The following is a 16,003-nucleotide window of genomic DNA, read 5'->3' as shown; positions in this document are numbered from 1 at the left end:
ATCCCGGTGTGTGTCATGTTTGACGAAACAGGTTTGATTCAGCGGCCTGTTCCGTCCTATGGAGTGTTTATGGCAGTCAAGGTTCTGGTGGTAGACGACTCCGGTTTTTTTCGCCGGCGCGTCTCGGAAATTCTTTCCTCTGACACAACGATTCAAGTGGTCGGCACCGCCACCAATGGCAAGGAAGCGATCGAGCAGGCGCTGGCCCTCAAGCCTGACGTGATTACCATGGACTACGAAATGCCGATGATGGATGGCATTACCGCAGTCCGGCACATCATGCAGCGCTGCCCGACACCGGTCCTGATGTTCTCCTCACTGACCCACGAAGGCGCCCGGGTGACCCTGGATGCGCTGGACGCCGGTGCGGTGGACTTCCTGCCGAAGAATTTCGAAGACATCTCGCGCAACCCCGAGAAGGTCAAGCAGATGCTGTGCGAGAAGGTGCACAGCATTTCGCGCAGCAACCGTCGCTTTGGCGGGTACAGCAGCCCTGCAGCGCCTGCGCCGGTATCGAGCCCGGCCTCTGCATCGCCTGCCAGCTCGCTGCGCAGCAGCGCAACCCCGAGCGCCACCACGCGCCCGGCGCCAGCCCCTGCACGTCCGGCGCCAACTGCGCCTGCGGCCCACGGCGCGGGACACCATGGACCTGCCTCGCCTGCGCCCAAGCGCAAGGCATACAAGCTGGTGGCCATCGGTACGTCCACAGGTGGTCCGGTGGCGCTGCAACGGGTGCTGACCCAGCTGCCTGCCAACTTCCCGGCGCCCATCGTGCTGATCCAGCACATGCCGGCCGCCTTCACCAAGGCTTTTGCCGAGCGCCTGGACAAGCTGTGCCGCATCAGCGTCAAGGAAGCCGAGGATGGCGACATCCTGCGTCCGGGCCTGGCGCTGCTGGCCCCCGGCGGCAAGCAGATGATGGTCGATGGCCGTGGCGCGGTGAAAATCCTGCCGGGCGACGAGCGCCTCAATTACAAGCCCTGCGTGGACATCACCTTCGGTTCCGCCGCCAAGGCCTATGCCGACAAGGTGCTGGCCGTGGTCCTGACCGGCATGGGCGCGGACGGCCGCGAAGGCGCGCGTCTGCTCAAGCAGGGCGGCAGTCATATCTGGGCTCAGGACGAAGCCAGCTGCGTGATCTACGGCATGCCGATGGCCATCGTCAAAGCCGATCTGGCGGATGCCGTTTACAGCCTGGACGATATCGGGCGACATCTGGTCGAGGCGTGTATCTGATGGATGTTCTGACTCTCATAGGGATCATTCTGGCGTTCATCGCCATCATCGGCGGCAACTTCCTGGAAGGCGGCCACCTGGGCGCCTTGCTCAACGGGCCGGCGGCGCTGATCGTGCTCGGCGGTACGCTTGCGGCCTGCCTGTTGCAGACGCCGATGAGCGCGTTCAAGCGGGCGATCCAGATCTTCGTGTGGATTCTGTTTCCGCCGCGCATCGACCTGCAAGGCGGTATCGACCGCGTCGTCAACTGGAGCCTGACTGCCCGCAAGGAAGGTCTGCTGGGCCTGGAAACCGTCGCCGACACCGAACCTGATGCCTATTCGCGCAAGGGCCTGCAATTGCTGGTCGATGGCGTCGAGCCGGAAACCATTCGCAGCATCCTGGAAGTGGATTTCCTGACCCAGGAAAGCCGCGACATCCAGGCCGCCAAAGTCTTCGAAAGCATGGGCGGCTACGCGCCGACCATCGGCATCATCGGTGCGGTGATGGGCCTGATCCATGTCATGGGCAACCTGGCCGACCCGAACCAGCTGGGCAGCGGCATTGCCGTGGCATTCGTCGCGACCATCTATGGCGTGGCGTCGGCCAACCTGATCCTGCTGCCGGTGGCCAACAAGCTCAAGGCCGTGGCGGTGCGTCAGTCGCGCTACCGCGAGATGCTGCTCGAAGGCCTGCTGTCCATTGCCGAGGGCGAAAACCCGCGTTCGATCGAGTTGAAGCTGCAAGGCTTCATGGAGTGATGGACTGATGGCCCGTCGACGTCGCCACCACGAAGAGCACGAAAATCACGAACGCTGGCTGGTGTCCTACGCGGACTTCATCACCTTGCTGTTCGCCTTTTTCGTGGTCATGTACTCCATCTCCTCGCTCAACGAAGGCAAGTACAAGGTGCTTTCCGAGGCGCTGGTCGGCGTGTTCAACGAAGCCGAGCGCAGCGTGCGGCCGATCCCCATCGGCGAGCAGAAGCCGCAGACCGTGCGCCCGGCAGACCCTCTGGTCAAAGACAGCGACCAGACCGACGCAGCCCTGGGGCAGGCCGCCCAGGATCCGCTCAAATCCATCGCCGATGACGTCAACGCAGCGTTCGGCGACCTGATCGCCTCGAACCAGATGACGGTGCGGGGCAACGAGTTGTGGATCGAGATCGAACTCAACTCCAGCCTCCTGTTCGGCAGCGGCGATGCGATGCCCAGCAACCTGGCGTTCGACCTGATCGACAAGGTGGCCAAGATCGTCAAGCCGTTCGACAACCCGATTCACGTCGAAGGCTTCACCGATGACCAGCCCATCAGCTCGGCGCAGTACCCCAGCAACTGGGAACTGTCGTCGGCGCGTGCATCGAGCATCGTGCGCATGCTGGCCATGGACGGGATCAACCCGGCGCGCATGGCCTCGGTCGGCTATGGCGAATTCCAGCCGCTGACCTCCAACGCCACCGCCGATGGCCGCGCGCGCAACCGTCGCGTGGTGCTGGTGATTTCTCGCAACCTGGACGTGCGTCGCAGCCTGACCGGCTCAGGTACCGCCGCCAATGCAAAACCCGATGCAGCATTGCGGCGTGCTGACACACAAACTGCACCAGTCCCGGCTAAACCGCCGCAAGGCGTCAAATCTTCGTCATCTGCCCCGTGATTGCGGGCGCAGCGCTTTGATCGGCGGGAACGCGAACACATGAGAGTCTGGGCGGTAGCCAATCAGAAAGGCGGGGTCGGAAAGACCACCACCTCAATCGCTTTAGCCGGCTTGCTGGCAGAGGCGGGCAAGCGCGTGGTCGTGGTCGATCTGGACCCTCATGGCTCGATGACCAGTTATTTCGGTCACAACCCCGACGCGCTGGAGCACAGCTGCTTCGACTTGTTCCTGCACAAGGGCGCGGTGCCTGACGGCCTGCCGGGCCAGTTGCTGCTGCCCACCAGCGATCAGCGCATTTCACTGCTGCCTTCGAGCACCGCCCTGGCCACCCTTGAGCGTCAGACCCCGGGGCAGAGCGGCCTGGGCCTGGTGATCGCCAAGAGCCTGGCGCAACTGTGGCAGGACTTCGATTACGCGATCATCGACAGCCCGCCGTTGCTGGGCGTGTTGATGGTCAATGCCCTGGCGGCGAGCCAGCAACTGGCCATTCCGGTGCAGACCGAGTTTCTCGCGGTCAAGGGCCTGGAGCGCATGGTCAACACGCTGGCGATGATCAACCGCTCGCGCAAGGTGCCGCTGCCGTACACCATCGTGCCCACGCTGTTCGACCGCCGCACCCAGGCCTCGATGGGCACGCTCAAGCTGTTGCGTGACAGTTTTCCGGAGCATGTCTGGAAGGCGTATATCCCGGTGGACACTCGCTTGCGCGATGCCAGCCGGGCCGGTGTCACGCCGTCGCAGTTCGACGGCAAGAGCCGCGGCGTGCTGGCCTATCGCGCGCTGCTCAAGCACATGCTCACCGAGCAGTTGGCCGGGCAGGGGCAGGTGGCCTGACATGTCCATTGATCGTTTATTTGCAGCTCAGGGCGCTCTGCGCTCAAGTCCAAAGGTCCCGCAGCCGATATTCGGGGCAGGCGGCAATCGCATCACTTATATTCGGGCCCTTGTATGAACCGCCCTCTGGACACCGCTTCACGGCCACAACTGGCGCTGCAGAATTACCTCGACGCGTTGCTTCAGGACGCCACCGAGGAACTGGAAGCGGACGACAGCATCGATGATTTCCAGGCGGCCGTGCTCGAAGAGCAGGCCCACGACGCACGCATGCGCTCGGCCGTCGCCGAAGCTGTTGCGGCAGCAGTGCCTGTACCGGTCAGCCGGCCCGAGCCGGTTTCCCTGGCGTTCGTGCCCGAGGCCAGGCCTGCCCGGCCGGTCGCCGAGCCTGTGGCGGCGCGGGTGCTCGAAGCCCCGGTGATCCTGCCGCAGGTGCTGGTGCCACCTGTCGTTGCGACGCCGGTGCTCGAAGCTCCGGTCATTGACGCGCCGGTGCTCAAGGCTCTGGTGATCGAAACGCCCATCGAAGCCCCCAACCAGGCTGAGCCTGTCAAAGGCCTGGTCGAGCCGGTGGCCGATGTGCACCTGCCAGCCCAGCGCCCGCCGGTGCCGCCGACCTCGGACGAGCGTCCGCAGTGGGCCGAGGAGCCTTTCGAATGCCTGCTGTTCGACGTCGCCGGGCTGACCCTGGCGGTGCCGCTGGTGTGCCTGGGCTCGATCTATCCACTGGCCGGCCATGAACTGACGCCGCTGTTCGGTCAGCCGGACTGGTTCCTCGGCATCCTGCCCAGCCAGGCCGGTAACCTGAAGGTGCTGGACACCGCGCGCTGGATCATGCCGGACCGCTACCGCGACGATTTTCGCCAGGGCCTGCAATACGTGATCTCGGTTCAGGGCTATGAGTGGGGGCTGGCGGTGCATCAGGTCAGCCGCTCGTTGCGCCTGGACCCCAGTGAAATCAAATGGCGCACCCATCGCGGCCAACGTCCCTGGCTTGCCGGGACGGTGATCGAGCACATGTGTGCGCTGCTGGACGTTTCCGAATTGGCCGAGCTGATTGCCAGCGGCGCGGTCAAGCAGATGCAAGCACTTAAATAAACACTCTCAGATAAACACCGGGCGGCGCTGACGCGTCGTTCGCAGAGCACAACACGCAAGGGGTTAGGGGTATGAAGAAGTCGTCAGCACAGGGTTCCGAAGATCCGATCCTGCAATGGGTCACCTTCCGCCTGGACAACGAAACGTATGGCATCAACGTGATGCAGGTTCAGGAAGTGCTGCGCTACACCGAGATTGCGCCGGTGCCGGGTGCGCCAAGCTACGTGCTGGGCATCATCAACCTGCGCGGCAACGTGGTGACCGTGATCGACACGCGTCAGCGCTTTGGTCTGCCACCGGTTGAAGTCAGCGACAACACGCGTATCGTGATCATCGAGGCCGACAAGCAAGTGGTCGGGATCCTGGTCGACAGCGTGGCCGAAGTGGTCTACCTGCGTCAGTCGGAAGTCGAGACGGCGCCGAACGTGGGCAACGACGAATCCGCCAAGTTCATCCAGGGCGTGTGCAACAAGAACGGTGAGCTGCTGATCCTCGTGGAGCTGGACAAGATGATGTCCGAGGAAGAGTGGTCCGAGCTGGAGAGCATCTGATTGATCTTCGAGGTTGCGGTCATTTTTCTGGCGGTGTTGTGGGTCGCGAGCGTCGCGATGTTCATGGCCCACACCAAGCGCCAACGCACACTGGCCATGCAGCAGGTCGAAGCCGACTCGCTGCGTGACCAGCGCATCCGCGATCTTGCCCGGCGCCTGGAGAACTACCAGGGCGGTACGGTAAAAATGGGCGAAGAGCTGCATGAACTGCGGTCCATCGTCGCGCCTCTGCCGGACAAGATCACCGCGCTCGAACAGCGCGACCCTTCCACCTTGTCCTTCGCCCAGGCCGCCCGCCTGGTCGGCATGGGCGCCAGCGTCGACGAACTCACCCAGTCCTGCGGCCTGACCCAGGCCGAAGCGCAGTTGATGACCAAGCTGCACGGCAACAACTGAGTTCCTCTTGCCGGTAGCAGCACGGCTTGCCGGCGGGGGCGGCGTCAAGATCGCCTCCGCCCGCATTGATGCACCAAACATCCCCCACCGTAGGAGCGCGCTTGCCCGCGACCGCGTGGTGTCAGCCGCCATCCATGGCACAGACAGACCGCATCGCGGGCAAGCGCGCTCCTACAGCGTTGTGTGTATCCCTACGGGTGCTCTGGCATTTATGGAATTCGCGTTCACCGCCACCCTGTAGCAGCACGGCTTGCCGGCGGGGGTGGCCTCAAGATCGCCTCCGCCCGCATTGATGCACCAAACATCCCCCACCGTAGGAGCGCGCTTGCCCGCGACAGCGTGGTGTCAGCCGCCATCCATGGCACAGACAGACCGCATCGCGGGCAAGCGCGCTCCTACAGCGTTGTGTGTATCCCGTAGCAGTCCGGCTTGCCGGCGTCAGCGTCCACAAGATCGCTCACGCAATCACGTCGCACGCCAAACCTGTGGGCGCGTTAGCGCGGGGTGATATCCCGCTCCACCGGCTCTGGATCCGGATCGAACCCCACCGGAAACTTGCCCTTCAAATGCCAGGCAAACGCGATGATTTCGGCAATGGTCAGGTACAGCTCCTGGGGAATGCTGTCGCCCAGTTCCATACGCGCGAGCATTTTCACCAGTTCGGCGTTTTCGTAGATCGGGACTTTGTATTCCCGGGCGATCGCCAGGATCGCCTCGGCCAGGGCATCGTCGCCCTTGGCGGTGAGGGTGGGGGCTTGCTGGCCGTCGTAGCTCAATGCGATGGCCTGGCGTGGAGTGTGTTCGGGCTGTCTCATCAGGCGTTCTCGTCGATCCAGCGTTGTTCCAGCACGGTACGCGGGCCTTGGCTGGGCACGCCGCGGTTGCACGCCAGTTCCTTCACGTTCAGGCCGCAGGCCACCAGGCGGGCGCGCAGGTTGTCCAGCTCGCCCGAGATCAGTTCGGCTGCGCCTTCGCGCTGTGCCCACATCTGGCTCGAAAGACTGCCAGCGATGAGCTGCGCCTGAACCTGCAGCGGCCCCAGTGGCTCCAGATCGAACGCCAGCTCCACGCGCCAGAGTTTCTCCTTCTCCTTGACCTCTTGAGTGGCACTGTCCGGCGCTTCCTCGCGCTCGGGCGTGTCTTCGCGCTGAACCTTGACCTGCAACGGCACGATGTCATGGGCGTTGCGCATCGGGATCTCAAGCTGCCAGGTGGTGACCTGGGTGCCGTCGGCGTTGGTGCGGGTCTGCTCCAGGCCGCCGAGTTGATGGCTTTGCAGGCGGGAAATGGCCCCCGCCGCAAGCTTCAACAGCGTCTCAAGGTCATCCTTGCCTTCGGCACTGCCCAAGGTGCGGGCGGGCAACGGAAAGCTGCTCTGCGGCCCGGGCGCGGCCACCAGCCCCAAGGTGCCGAGGGCGTTGCGGATCACGCTGGGCATCGCTCGCGCCAGGGTATTGGCCGCGGCCGCAGCGTTGTAACTGGTGTTATCCGGCAGGCCCGGAAGAATCTGCGCAATGACCCGCAACAGATTGGCTTTCATGTCCGGCACCAACGTCGGGTTCTGCCCGGCCAGCAGGCGCGATTCCATGAACAGCCCGCTGGCGTTGAGCGCCTGGGCCACACCCTTGGCGGTGCTCATCTGCGCAAGATCGGGCAGGTCGGCGAGCAGTTGTTCGACGCTGGCGCGCAGGTTCGCCGGCAAGGTGTCCGGGGTGTCTGCGCTGGGTGGCGGCAGGTTCTGCAGGGCGGTCAGGAGGCTTTGCAGCGAGCCTTGGCGGCTTTGCTGGGTCGAGAGTTGCTGGGCCAGAGCCAGTTCATCAAGCCGATTGGGCAAGGCGACGAAGTTCAGCGCCTGGCTGTTCTGCACCTGGGCGCTGAGCAGGCTGCCCACCCGCAGCGGCTGCGGGCTGTCGATGGTCAGGCTGCTGCCCGCCAGCGCGGTATTGAGCAGCATGACAATCGAGCGATACACCGCTGGCTGGGTGGTCGCGCTGCCGGCAGGTGTGCCGGCCAGTTGCGCCACATTCTGCGCCGCCACCTGGGTGGTCAGCACCTTGCCCTGCAGCAGGGTCCCGGCGGGAAGCTGGCGGGTGTCGATGCTGGTCAGGCTGTTGGTAATGGCCTTCTGCAAGTCCTGAACGCTGATGGTCAGGGTGTCGGCTGAACCCTGGGCCACGTTCACTGTGGTGCCGGGCGTCAGGGGCAGGGTGCTGGAGACGGGCAGGGTGGTCTGCCGGCCGTTGTCCATGGTGAGCTTGAGCAGCAACTGAAAGTCGTTGCCCAGCTGTTTGAGGCTGACCACTTCGGCATTGGCGACCTGCCCCGCATTGAGCAGGCCGGCGCGCGGCTCCATCAGCTTGAGCACTTCGCCCGGCGGTACGCCTGCGCGCAAGAGGGCAGTGGCCGCCGCGACTGGAGAAAGATTGGGTATATCGCCTGTCATCAGATCCCGACTCGGTCAAATGGCGCTCTGGAAAGCCTGTCTTAGGGACATGGGACCCTGGTATGTATAATCGCGCACCGGCATAGCCACCCAGACGCTAAGATTGCATCAGTATAACGGCCGTGCCGTCGCCGACTTGACACCTGCCATCCGAAAAGAAGGTCCACATGCAGATCCCTGTTCTTGAAGCTGTAGGGCTTGCCTGCGAACGCGACTGGCGCCTTTTGTTCGAGCACCTGGACGTGAAGCTGGCGCCCGGGGACATGGTACAGATCAGCGGCCCCAACGGCAGTGGCAAGACCAGCCTGCTGCGCCTGCTCAGCGGCCTGATGCAGCCCACGGCAGGGGAGGTGTTGCTGGACGGCAAGCCCCTGGCCGACCAACGCAGCGCACTGGCCCATAACCTGCTGTGGATCGGCCACGCGGCGGGCATCAAGGATTTGCTCACCCCCGTGGAGAACCTCACCTGGCTGTGCGCGCTGCACCACAGCGTTCAATCCAGTGAGCTCTGGCAGGCCCTTGAAGCCGTCGGCCTGCGCGGCTTCGAAGATGTGCCCTGTCACACGTTGTCGGCCGGGCAGAAGCGTCGGGTCGCGCTGGCCCGCCTGTATCTGCCGGGACCTGCGTTGTGGATGCTCGACGAGCCGTTCACCGCGCTGGACAAGCAAGGCGTGGTGCAACTCGAAGAGCACCTGGCCAGCCATTGCGAGAACGGCGGCACTGTGGTGCTGACCACCCACCACACGCTGAGCCGCACGCCGGCCGGTTATCGCGACCTGGACCTGGGGCAGTGGGCCGTATGAGTCATGTGTTTACCCTGTTGATCGCCCGCGAAGCGCGGCTGCTGTTTCGTCGTCCCGCCGAGCTGCTGAACCCGTTGGTATTCTTCGCCATCGCCATCGCCCTGTTTCCGCTGGCAGTGGGGCCAGAGGCCCGATTGCTGCAGACGTTGTCCCCAGGTTTGGTGTGGGTGGCGGCGTTGTTGTCAGTGCTGCTGTCGCTGGACGGCCTGTTCCGCAGCGACTTCGAAGATGGCTCCCTTGAGCAATGGGTGCTCTCGTCACACCCCCTGGCATTACTGGTGCTGGCCAAGGTGGCGGCACACTGGGCCTTTTCCGGGCTGGCACTGGTTTTGCTCGCGCCTCTATTGGCCCTGATGCTGGGGTTGCCGAGCGCCTGCCTGCCGGTTCTGCTGCTGTCATTGCTGCTGGGAACGCCGGTGTTGAGCCTGCTGGGCGCAGTGGGCGCGGCGCTGACGGTGGGGCTCAAGCGCGGCGGCCTGTTGCTGGCGTTGTTGATCCTGCCGCTGTACATCCCGGTGCTGATTCTGGGCAGCGGCGCCCTGCAGGCTGCACTTGAGGGTATGCCTGCGACCGGCTATCTGCTTTGGCTTGGCAGCCTGACCGCTCTGGCGATAACTCTGACGCCCTTTGCAATTGCCGCTGGCTTGAAGATCAGTGTTGGCGAATAATGAATTTCTGACCGATCAGACAGTTTTTTGAGATCCTTCGCTGGACTTCATACGATCGGCAGCAGGACACTTCAGCTAAAAGAAGTGCCTGGGTTCTGCAAGCAGGCTTGAAACACCGTGATGACAAGTACCTTGATGAAGGCAACATGATGAACACTAGCGCCAAGGCGAAGAGCGGCATCAGTTGGGCCTGGTTCCACAAACTGGGTTCGCCGAAATGGTTTTACGGCATCAGCGGCCGCCTGCTGCCCTGGCTGAGTATCGCTGCTGCCTTGCTGATCGGCATTGGCGTGGTCTGGGGCCTGGCCTTCGCCCCACCGGATTACCAGCAGGGCAACAGCTTTCGCATCATCTACATCCACGTGCCTTCTGCCATGCTGGCGCAGTCCTGCTACGTGATGCTGGCGATCTGCGGCGTGGTGGGGCTGGTGTGGAAGATGAAAATGGCCGACGTCGCGCTGCAGTGCGCCGCGCCCATCGGCGCCTGGATGACCGCCGTGGCGCTGGTTACCGGGGCGATCTGGGGCAAGCCGACCTGGGGTTCATGGTGGGTCTGGGATGCACGCCTGACGTCCATGCTGATTCTGCTGTTCCTGTACTTCGGTCTCATTGCGCTGGGTAACGCGATCAGTAATCGTGATAGCGCGGCCAAGGCCTGTGCGGTGCTGGCCATCGTCGGCGTGGTGAATATCCCGATCATCAAATACTCGGTGCAGTGGTGGAACACCCTGCATCAGGGCGCGACCTTCAGCCTCACCGAAAAACCGGCCATGCCCGCTGAAATGTGGCTGCCGCTGCTGTTCACGGCGCTGGGCTTCTATTGTTTCTTCGGCGCGGTGTTGCTGATGCGCATGCGCCTTGAAGTGCTCAAGCGCGAGGCACGGGCCGGCTGGGTCAAGGATGAAGTGATGAAAAGCCTGGGCCGTGCTGCCGGCAAGGAGACACAGCCATGAGTTTCGAGACATTCGGCGACTTTCTCGCCATGGGCAAGCACGGGCTGTTCGTCTGGACCGCCTACGGCATCTGCCTGACGGTGCTGGCCATCAACGTCGCGTCACCTTTGCTGGCGCGTCGGCGTTACCTGCAACAAGAGGCGCGTCGTCTGCGCCGGGAGAAGCATTCGTGAATCCGCTGCGAAAGAAGCGCCTGTTGATTATCGTCGCGATCCTTGCCGGGGTCGGCGTCGCTGTCACCCTGGCCCTCAGCGCCCTGCAGGAAAACATCAACCTGTTCTACACCCCGACCCAGATCGCCAGTGGTGAAGCGCCCCACGACACGCGTATCCGTGCCGGCGGCATGGTCGAGAAGGGCTCGCTGCAGCGTTCGTCCGATTCGCTGGACGTGACCTTCGTGGTCACCGATTTCAACAAGTCGGTGACCATCGCCTATCGCGGCATCCTCCCGGACCTGTTCCGCGAAGGGCAGGGCATCGTCGCGCTGGGCAAGCTCAACGCCGATGGCGTGGTGGTCGCCGATGAGGTGCTGGCCAAGCACGATGAAAAGTACATGCCGCCGGAAGTGACCAAAGCGTTGAAAGACAGCGGTCAAACCGCACCGAACCAACCGGCGGGCGCGTCCTATGCGCCGGCCAAACAGGGGTAAGCCATGATTCCCGAACTCGGCCACCTGGCCATGATTCTGGCCCTGTGCTTTGCCATCGTGCAGGCCATCGTTCCGCTGTTTGGCGCCTGGCGTGGGGATCGCGCCTGGATGGGCCTGGCCCAGCCAGCCGCCTGGGGGCAGTTCGCCTTCCTGCTGTTCGCCTTTGGCTGCCTGACGTACTCATTCATGGTCGACGACTTTTCGGTGGCCTACATCGCCGAAAACTCCAACAGCGCCTTGCCCTGGTACTACAAATTCAGCGCCGTGTGGGGCGCCCACGAGGGCTCGCTGCTGCTCTGGGCGTTGATCCTCGGCGGCTGGACCTTCGCCGTGTCGGTGTTCTCGCGACAGTTGCCGCAAGTGATGCTGGCGCGGGTGCTGGCGGTCATGGGCATGATCAGCGTGGGCTTCCTGCTGTTCCTGATCCTGACCTCCAACCCGTTCAGCCGCATCCTGCCGCAGGTGCCCCAGGACGGCCGCGATCTGAACCCGCTGCTCCAGGATCCGGGGCTGATCATTCACCCACCGATGCTGTACATGGGCTACGTCGGGTTCTCCGTGGCCTTCGCCTTCGCCATCGCCGCGTTGCTCGGCGGGCGCCTGGACGCTGCCTGGGCCCGCTGGTCGCGGCCATGGACCATCGTCGCCTGGGGTTTTCTGGGCATCGGCATCACCCTGGGCTCGTGGTGGGCCTATTACGAGCTGGGCTGGGGCGGCTGGTGGTTCTGGGACCCGGTGGAAAACGCATCCTTCATGCCTTGGCTGGTGGGCACGGCGCTGATCCACTCGCTGGCCGTCACCGAGAAACGCGGCGTGTTCAAGAGCTGGACTGTGCTGCTGGCCATCGCGGCGTTCTCCCTGAGCCTGCTGGGGACCTTCCTGGTGCGTTCCGGCGTGCTGACGTCGGTTCACGCCTTCGCCTCGGACCCGGCGCGCGGCGTGTTCATCCTGGCGTTCCTGCTGCTGGTGGTGGGCGGTTCGTTGACGCTGTTCGCGATCCGCGCGCCGGTGGTCAAAAGCCATGTCGGTTTCGGCCTGTGGTCGCGGGAAACCCTGCTGCTGGGTAACAACCTGGTGCTGGTGGTGGCGGCCTCGATGATTCTGCTCGGCACCCTGTACCCATTGGTGCTCGATGCCTTGAGCGGGGCGAAGATGTCGGTCGGCCCGCCGTATTTCAACGCGATGTTCGTGCCCTTGATGGGCGTGCTCATGGCCGTGATGGCCGTGGGCGTGCTGGTGCGCTGGAAAGACACCCCGGTCAAGTGGCTGATGAGCATGCTGGCGCCGGTGCTGGTCGGCAGCGCGGTGCTGGCGGTGATCGCCGGTTTCGCCATGGCGGACTTCCACTGGGCGGTGCTCGCCACCTGCTTGCTGGCGGCCTGGGTGCTGCTGGCCGGCGTTCGCGACGTGCTGGACAAGACCCGCCACAAGGGCCTGCTCAAGGGCATGCGCGCCCTGACGCGCAGCTATTGGGGCATGCAGGTGGCCCACCTGGGCATCGCAGTGGTGGCGCTGGGCGTGGTGTTGTCGAGCCAGAACAGCGCCGAGCGCGACCTGCGCCTGGCGCCAGGGGAGTCGGTCGAGTTGGGCGGCTACATGTTCGTCTTCGAAGGGGCCAAACACGTTCAAGGCCCCAACTTCACCTCCGACAAAGGCACGATTCGCGTGCTCGAAGGCGGCAAGGAAGTGACCGTGCTGCATCCTGAAAAACGTCTGTACACCGTGCAGCGCTCGATGATGACCGAAGCCGGCATTGACGCCGGCTTCACCCGTGACCTCTACGTTGCCCTGGGCGAGCCGCTGGATAACGGCGCCTGGGCGGTGCGGGTGCACGTCAAGCCGTTCGTGCGCTGGATCTGGTTCGGTGGGCTCATCACCGCACTGGGCGGCCTGCTGGCTGCGCTGGACAAGCGTTATCGGGTCAAGGTCAGGGCAAAAGTGCGGGATGCGTTGGGGCTGTCTGGAGCTGCGGTATGAAGCGTTGGGTGTTGTTGATTCCTCTGGTGCTGTTCCTGGGCATGGCGGCGTTTCTCTATCGCGGCCTGTACCTGGATCCTTCGGAACTGCCGTCGGCGCTGATCGACAAGCCGTTCCCCGAGTTTTCCCTGCCTTCGGTGCAGGACGGCAAGCCGCTGACCCGCGCCAATCTCGTGGGCAAACCGGCGCTGGTCAACGTCTGGGGCACCTGGTGCATCGCCTGCCGCGTCGAGCACCCGGTGCTGACCCAACTGGCGCAGCGGGGCGTGGTGATCTACGGCGTCAACTACAAGGACGTCAACGCCGACGCCCTCAAGTGGCTCAAGGATTTTCATGATCCCTACCAGCTCAACATCAACGACGAGGCCGGCAGCCTGGGCTTGAACCTCGGGGTGTATGGCGCGCCGGAGACCTTCCTGATCGACCGCAAGGGCATCATCCGCTACAAACACGTGGGGGTGATCGACGAGACGGTCTGGCGTGAAAAACTCGCTGGGCTGTATCAGGGGTTGGTGGATGAGGACAAGCAATGAGGCAGCTGTTTCATGCCGTTTCGCGCATCGCTTCCGTAGCAGCACGGCTTGCCGGCGGGAGCGGTCTTCCGGGCGCCCCCGCCGGCAAGCCGTGCTGCTACAAGGGGATGGCATTTGCCGCTGCGTTGCTGACGCTGGGCTGCGCAAACACCGCCCACGCCGCCATCGACGCCTACACCTTCAAGGACGATGCCGAGCGTGCCCGTTACACCGAGCTGACCCGCGAGCTGCGCTGCCCCAAATGCCAGAATCAGGACATCGCCGACTCCAACGCGCCGATTGCCGCCGACCTGCGCAAGGAAATCTACCGCATGCTCGGCGAAGGCCAGAGCAATCAGCAGATCATCGACTTCATGGTCGACCGCTACGGCGAGTTCGTGCGCTACAAGCCTGAACTGAACGCCCACACCTGGCTGCTCTGGTTTGGCCCTGGCGGCCTGTTGCTGGGAGGCGTGGTGCTGATCGGGGTGATAGTTGCCCGTCGGCGCAAGCAGCATACCCCACAGACCGATGTGCTTTCCGACGAGGAGCGTCAGCGCCTCGCCCACCTGCTGGATAACAAAAACGAATGATCGATTTCTGGCTAGCGGCCGGCCTGCTGTTGCTGGTGGCCTTGAGTTTTCTGCTGATCCCGGTGTTGCGCGGTCGTCGTGCGCAAAGTGAGGAGGATCGCACCGCCCTGAACGTCGCCCTGTACCAGGAGCGCCTGGCCGAGCTGCAAGCGCAGCAGGCAGAAGGCGTGCTCTCGGCAGAACAGATGGACAGCGGCCGTGCCGAGGCCGCCCGCGAGTTGCTGGCCGACACCGAAGGCGTCTCGCCAGACCGGGTCGGTCGTTTGGGCAAGCCGCTGCCGTTGCTGGCGGCCGGGCTGGTTCCGGTGCTGGGTCTGGGGCTCTATCTGCACTACGGTGCCAGCGACAAGGTCGAACTGACTCGCGAATTCGCCAAGCCGCCAGCTTCGTTGGCGCAGATGACCGATCGCCTGGAGCGGGCGGTCAAGGCCCAGCCCGATTCTGCCGAAAGCATCTATTTCCTGGCCCGCACCTATATGGCCCAGGATCGCCCGGCCGATGCGGCGAAGATGTTCGAAGCCGCCGTTGCGCTGGCGGGGCGTCAGCCAGAGCTGCTGGGGCAGTGGGCGCAGTCGTTGTACTTCGCTGGCAACAAGGCCTGGACCCCGCAGATCCAGGGCCTGGCCGATGAGGCGCTGAAGGCCGATCCCAGAGAGCCTACCAGCCTGGGGTTGAAAGGGATCAATGCGTTCGAGAGCCAGCATTTCCAGGAGGCAGTGGATTACTGGCGTCGCCTGTTGGCCGTACTGCCGCCTGACGATCCTTCGCGCACTGCCCTCGAAGGTGGCATTGCCAAGGCCAGCGATCGCCTGGTGCAGAGCGGCGGCACGCTGAAAGACGCACCGCTGGTGGCGGCTGCCGGCGCGCATCTGAAGGTGAGGGTGACCCTCTCCGACGAGCTCAAGGCCCAGGTGCAACCGGGCGACACGGTGTTTGTCTTTGCCCGCGCTGTGTCCGGTCCGCCGGCACCTTTGGCGGTCAAGCGGGTGACCGTGGCGGATCTGCCGGTGGAAGTCGAGCTGACAGATGCCGATGCGATGATGCCGCAGCTGAAACTGTCGAACTTTCCGGAAGTCCAATTGGTGGCCCGGGTATCCCGTGCTGGCCAGCCGACCTCCGGTGAGTGGATCGGCCGCAGTCAACCGCTGCCCAGCAACGTGACGGCCCGCCAGGCCCTGACCATCGACAGCCCCGATCAATGATTCTGGTCGTGCGGCCCTGACACAAAAGAGATGCCTTTATGTATCGCGTCGCACGATTTGCCTTGTTGAGTGTGGTGGTGGCGCTGAGCGCCGCCTGTGCGGTCCAGCGCCCAGGTCCGCAGAGTTCGGAACCGATTCCCACGATTCCCGGGCCATCGCCCACCCCGCAGCCGGGAACGCCGCGCACCACGCCGCAGACCCCGCCCACGATGCCGATCCCGTCGGGCCCGAAAACCAGCGCCAACTTCGCCCCGCCGCCGGGTGGCCACAGCCACTGGGACGCCAAACTGGGCGTGCACGTGCTGGATAACGTCCCCAACACCTTCTACCGCCAGCGCACCTACTACCGCTGGAACAACGGCTGGACCTGGGCCACCTCGCCAGCCGGGCCGTGGCAGGAAACCGATTCGAGCGGCGTACCGGCCGGGCTGAGCCGCCAGTTCGGGAATTGATTCT

General features: G+C 64.0%; 19 protein-coding genes. 17 read left to right on the top strand and 2 right to left on the bottom strand.

What is annotated here, in order from left to right:
* The first annotated feature begins 69 nt into the window (after positions 1–69).
* The 7 genes from ACIPO9_RS13095 (at position 70) to ACIPO9_RS13065 (ending at position 5,747) form a co-directional block, all read left to right on the top strand.
* Positions 70–1,236 (top strand): chemotaxis response regulator protein-glutamate methylesterase, encoded by a 1,167-nt coding sequence (locus ACIPO9_RS13095; protein ID WP_400781350.1) that lies wholly within the window; start codon positions 70–72, stop codon positions 1,234–1,236.
* Positions 1,236–1,976 carry a flagellar motor protein gene (locus ACIPO9_RS13090; RefSeq protein WP_274132396.1) on the top strand — a complete coding sequence of 247 codons (741 nt, stop codon included), beginning with the start codon at positions 1,236–1,238 and terminating at the stop codon, positions 1,974–1,976. The genes ACIPO9_RS13095 and ACIPO9_RS13090 overlap by 1 nt, the downstream gene beginning before the upstream one ends.
* 7 nt (positions 1,977–1,983) lie before the next feature.
* Positions 1,984–2,868, top strand: a complete 885-nt coding sequence (gene motD / locus ACIPO9_RS13085; RefSeq protein WP_400781348.1) for a flagellar motor protein MotD — start codon at positions 1,984–1,986, stop codon at positions 2,866–2,868.
* 39 nt (positions 2,869–2,907) lie between these two features.
* Positions 2,908–3,702, top strand: a complete 795-nt coding sequence (locus tag ACIPO9_RS13080; RefSeq protein WP_274132398.1) for a ParA family protein — start codon at positions 2,908–2,910, stop codon at positions 3,700–3,702.
* A 114-nt stretch (positions 3,703–3,816) separates the two neighbouring features.
* The gene (locus ACIPO9_RS13075) at positions 3,817–4,800 is read left to right on the top strand and encodes a chemotaxis protein CheW (RefSeq protein ID WP_400781345.1); all 984 of its coding nucleotides are present in this window, start codon (positions 3,817–3,819) and stop codon (positions 4,798–4,800) included.
* Between the two features lie 71 nt (positions 4,801–4,871).
* Complete coding sequence (locus tag ACIPO9_RS13070) at positions 4,872–5,351, top strand: chemotaxis protein CheW (protein WP_274132400.1); 480 nt, start codon at positions 4,872–4,874, stop codon at positions 5,349–5,351.
* A complete protein-coding gene (locus tag ACIPO9_RS13065) occupies positions 5,352–5,747 on the top strand; it encodes a DUF2802 domain-containing protein (protein ID WP_274132401.1) in 396 nt (131 codons plus the stop codon).
* Between the two features lie 494 nt (positions 5,748–6,241).
* Here the strand turns inward: ACIPO9_RS13065 and ACIPO9_RS13060 are convergent, their stop codons facing one another.
* Positions 6,242–6,562, bottom strand: a complete 321-nt coding sequence (locus ACIPO9_RS13060; RefSeq protein WP_400609713.1) for an EscU/YscU/HrcU family type III secretion system export apparatus switch protein — start codon at positions 6,560–6,562, stop codon at positions 6,242–6,244.
* Positions 6,562–8,190 (bottom strand): flagellar hook-length control protein FliK, encoded by a 1,629-nt coding sequence (locus ACIPO9_RS13055; RefSeq protein WP_400781343.1) that lies wholly within the window; start codon positions 8,188–8,190, stop codon positions 6,562–6,564. Before ACIPO9_RS13055 ends, ACIPO9_RS13060 begins: the two co-directional genes overlap by 1 nt.
* A gap of 167 nt (positions 8,191–8,357) precedes the next feature.
* On the opposite strand from ACIPO9_RS13055, the gene ccmA reads away from it, so the two are divergent.
* The 10 genes from ccmA to ACIPO9_RS13005 all read left to right on the top strand — a co-directional run bounded on the left by ccmA (position 8,358) and on the right by ACIPO9_RS13005 (position 15,999).
* Positions 8,358–8,993 (top strand): cytochrome c biogenesis heme-transporting ATPase CcmA, encoded by a 636-nt coding sequence (gene ccmA / locus ACIPO9_RS13050; RefSeq protein ID WP_400781340.1) that lies wholly within the window; start codon positions 8,358–8,360, stop codon positions 8,991–8,993.
* Complete coding sequence (gene ccmB, locus ACIPO9_RS13045; RefSeq protein WP_400781338.1) at positions 8,990–9,661, top strand: heme exporter protein CcmB; 672 nt, start codon at positions 8,990–8,992, stop codon at positions 9,659–9,661. The genes ccmA and ccmB overlap by 4 nt, the downstream gene beginning before the upstream one ends.
* A 149-nt stretch (positions 9,662–9,810) precedes the next feature.
* Complete coding sequence (locus ACIPO9_RS13040; protein ID WP_400609814.1) at positions 9,811–10,614, top strand: heme ABC transporter permease; 804 nt, start codon at positions 9,811–9,813, stop codon at positions 10,612–10,614.
* Positions 10,611–10,787: a heme exporter protein CcmD gene (gene ccmD / locus ACIPO9_RS13035; RefSeq protein ID WP_400609705.1), complete on the top strand. Its 177-nt coding sequence runs from the start codon at positions 10,611–10,613 to the stop codon at positions 10,785–10,787. The genes ACIPO9_RS13040 and ccmD overlap by 4 nt, the downstream gene beginning before the upstream one ends.
* Positions 10,784–11,263 carry a cytochrome c maturation protein CcmE gene (gene ccmE / locus ACIPO9_RS13030; protein ID WP_400609703.1) on the top strand — a complete coding sequence of 160 codons (480 nt, stop codon included), beginning with the start codon at positions 10,784–10,786 and terminating at the stop codon, positions 11,261–11,263. Before ccmD ends, ccmE begins: the two co-directional genes overlap by 4 nt.
* 3 nt (positions 11,264–11,266) lie before the next feature.
* Positions 11,267–13,240 carry a heme lyase CcmF/NrfE family subunit gene (locus ACIPO9_RS13025; protein ID WP_274132408.1) on the top strand — a complete coding sequence of 658 codons (1,974 nt, stop codon included), beginning with the start codon at positions 11,267–11,269 and terminating at the stop codon, positions 13,238–13,240.
* Positions 13,237–13,773, top strand: coding sequence for a DsbE family thiol:disulfide interchange protein (locus tag ACIPO9_RS13020; RefSeq protein ID WP_400781336.1), 537 nt, complete (start codon positions 13,237–13,239; stop codon positions 13,771–13,773). The genes ACIPO9_RS13025 and ACIPO9_RS13020 overlap by 4 nt, the downstream gene beginning before the upstream one ends.
* Positions 13,774–13,880: 107 nt before the next feature.
* The gene (locus ACIPO9_RS13015) at positions 13,881–14,345 is read left to right on the top strand and encodes a cytochrome c-type biogenesis protein (RefSeq protein WP_400781421.1); all 465 of its coding nucleotides are present in this window, start codon (positions 13,881–13,883) and stop codon (positions 14,343–14,345) included.
* Positions 14,342–15,547 carry a c-type cytochrome biogenesis protein CcmI gene (gene ccmI / locus ACIPO9_RS13010; protein WP_400781334.1) on the top strand — a complete coding sequence of 402 codons (1,206 nt, stop codon included), beginning with the start codon at positions 14,342–14,344 and terminating at the stop codon, positions 15,545–15,547. Before ACIPO9_RS13015 ends, ccmI begins: the two co-directional genes overlap by 4 nt.
* Before the next feature lie 38 nt (positions 15,548–15,585).
* Entirely contained in the window at positions 15,586–15,999 is a 414-nt protein-coding gene (locus ACIPO9_RS13005) for a hypothetical protein (protein ID WP_400781332.1), read from the top strand.
* The last annotated feature ends 4 nt before the right edge of the window (positions 16,000–16,003 follow it).

This window comes from Pseudomonas sp. NPDC090203, assembly GCF_044746765.1.
GTDB lineage: Bacteria > Pseudomonadota > Gammaproteobacteria > Pseudomonadales > Pseudomonadaceae > Aquipseudomonas > Aquipseudomonas putida_AD.
Note: the sequence above shows the minus strand (reverse complement) of the source record. Positions and strands in the feature narration are given on the sequence as shown.

Coding starts and splice junctions, on each gene's coding strand:
- ACIPO9_RS13095 (WP_400781350.1), top strand. CDS start 70: ATGGCAGTCAAGGTTCTGGTGGTAGACGACTCCGGTTTTTTTCGCCGG.
- ACIPO9_RS13005 (WP_400781332.1), top strand. CDS start 15,586: ATGTATCGCGTCGCACGATTTGCCTTGTTGAGTGTGGTGGTGGCGCTG.
- ccmB (WP_400781338.1), top strand. CDS start 8,990: ATGAGTCATGTGTTTACCCTGTTGATCGCCCGCGAAGCGCGGCTGCTG.
- ACIPO9_RS13020 (WP_400781336.1), top strand. CDS start 13,237: ATGAAGCGTTGGGTGTTGTTGATTCCTCTGGTGCTGTTCCTGGGCATG.
- ACIPO9_RS13015 (WP_400781421.1), top strand. CDS start 13,881: ATGGCATTTGCCGCTGCGTTGCTGACGCTGGGCTGCGCAAACACCGCC.
- ACIPO9_RS13070 (WP_274132400.1), top strand. CDS start 4,872: ATGAAGAAGTCGTCAGCACAGGGTTCCGAAGATCCGATCCTGCAATGG.
- ACIPO9_RS13080 (WP_274132398.1), top strand. CDS start 2,908: ATGAGAGTCTGGGCGGTAGCCAATCAGAAAGGCGGGGTCGGAAAGACC.
- ACIPO9_RS13040 (WP_400609814.1), top strand. CDS start 9,811: ATGAACACTAGCGCCAAGGCGAAGAGCGGCATCAGTTGGGCCTGGTTC.
- ACIPO9_RS13075 (WP_400781345.1), top strand. CDS start 3,817: ATGAACCGCCCTCTGGACACCGCTTCACGGCCACAACTGGCGCTGCAG.
- ACIPO9_RS13025 (WP_274132408.1), top strand. CDS start 11,267: ATGATTCCCGAACTCGGCCACCTGGCCATGATTCTGGCCCTGTGCTTT.
- ACIPO9_RS13055 (WP_400781343.1), bottom strand. CDS start 8,190: ATGACAGGCGATATACCCAATCTTTCTCCAGTCGCGGCGGCCACTGCC.
- ACIPO9_RS13060 (WP_400609713.1), bottom strand. CDS start 6,562: ATGAGACAGCCCGAACACACTCCACGCCAGGCCATCGCATTGAGCTAC.
- motD (WP_400781348.1), top strand. CDS start 1,984: ATGGCCCGTCGACGTCGCCACCACGAAGAGCACGAAAATCACGAACGC.
- ccmA (WP_400781340.1), top strand. CDS start 8,358: ATGCAGATCCCTGTTCTTGAAGCTGTAGGGCTTGCCTGCGAACGCGAC.
- ACIPO9_RS13090 (WP_274132396.1), top strand. CDS start 1,236: ATGGATGTTCTGACTCTCATAGGGATCATTCTGGCGTTCATCGCCATC.
- ccmI (WP_400781334.1), top strand. CDS start 14,342: ATGATCGATTTCTGGCTAGCGGCCGGCCTGCTGTTGCTGGTGGCCTTG.
- ccmD (WP_400609705.1), top strand. CDS start 10,611: ATGAGTTTCGAGACATTCGGCGACTTTCTCGCCATGGGCAAGCACGGG.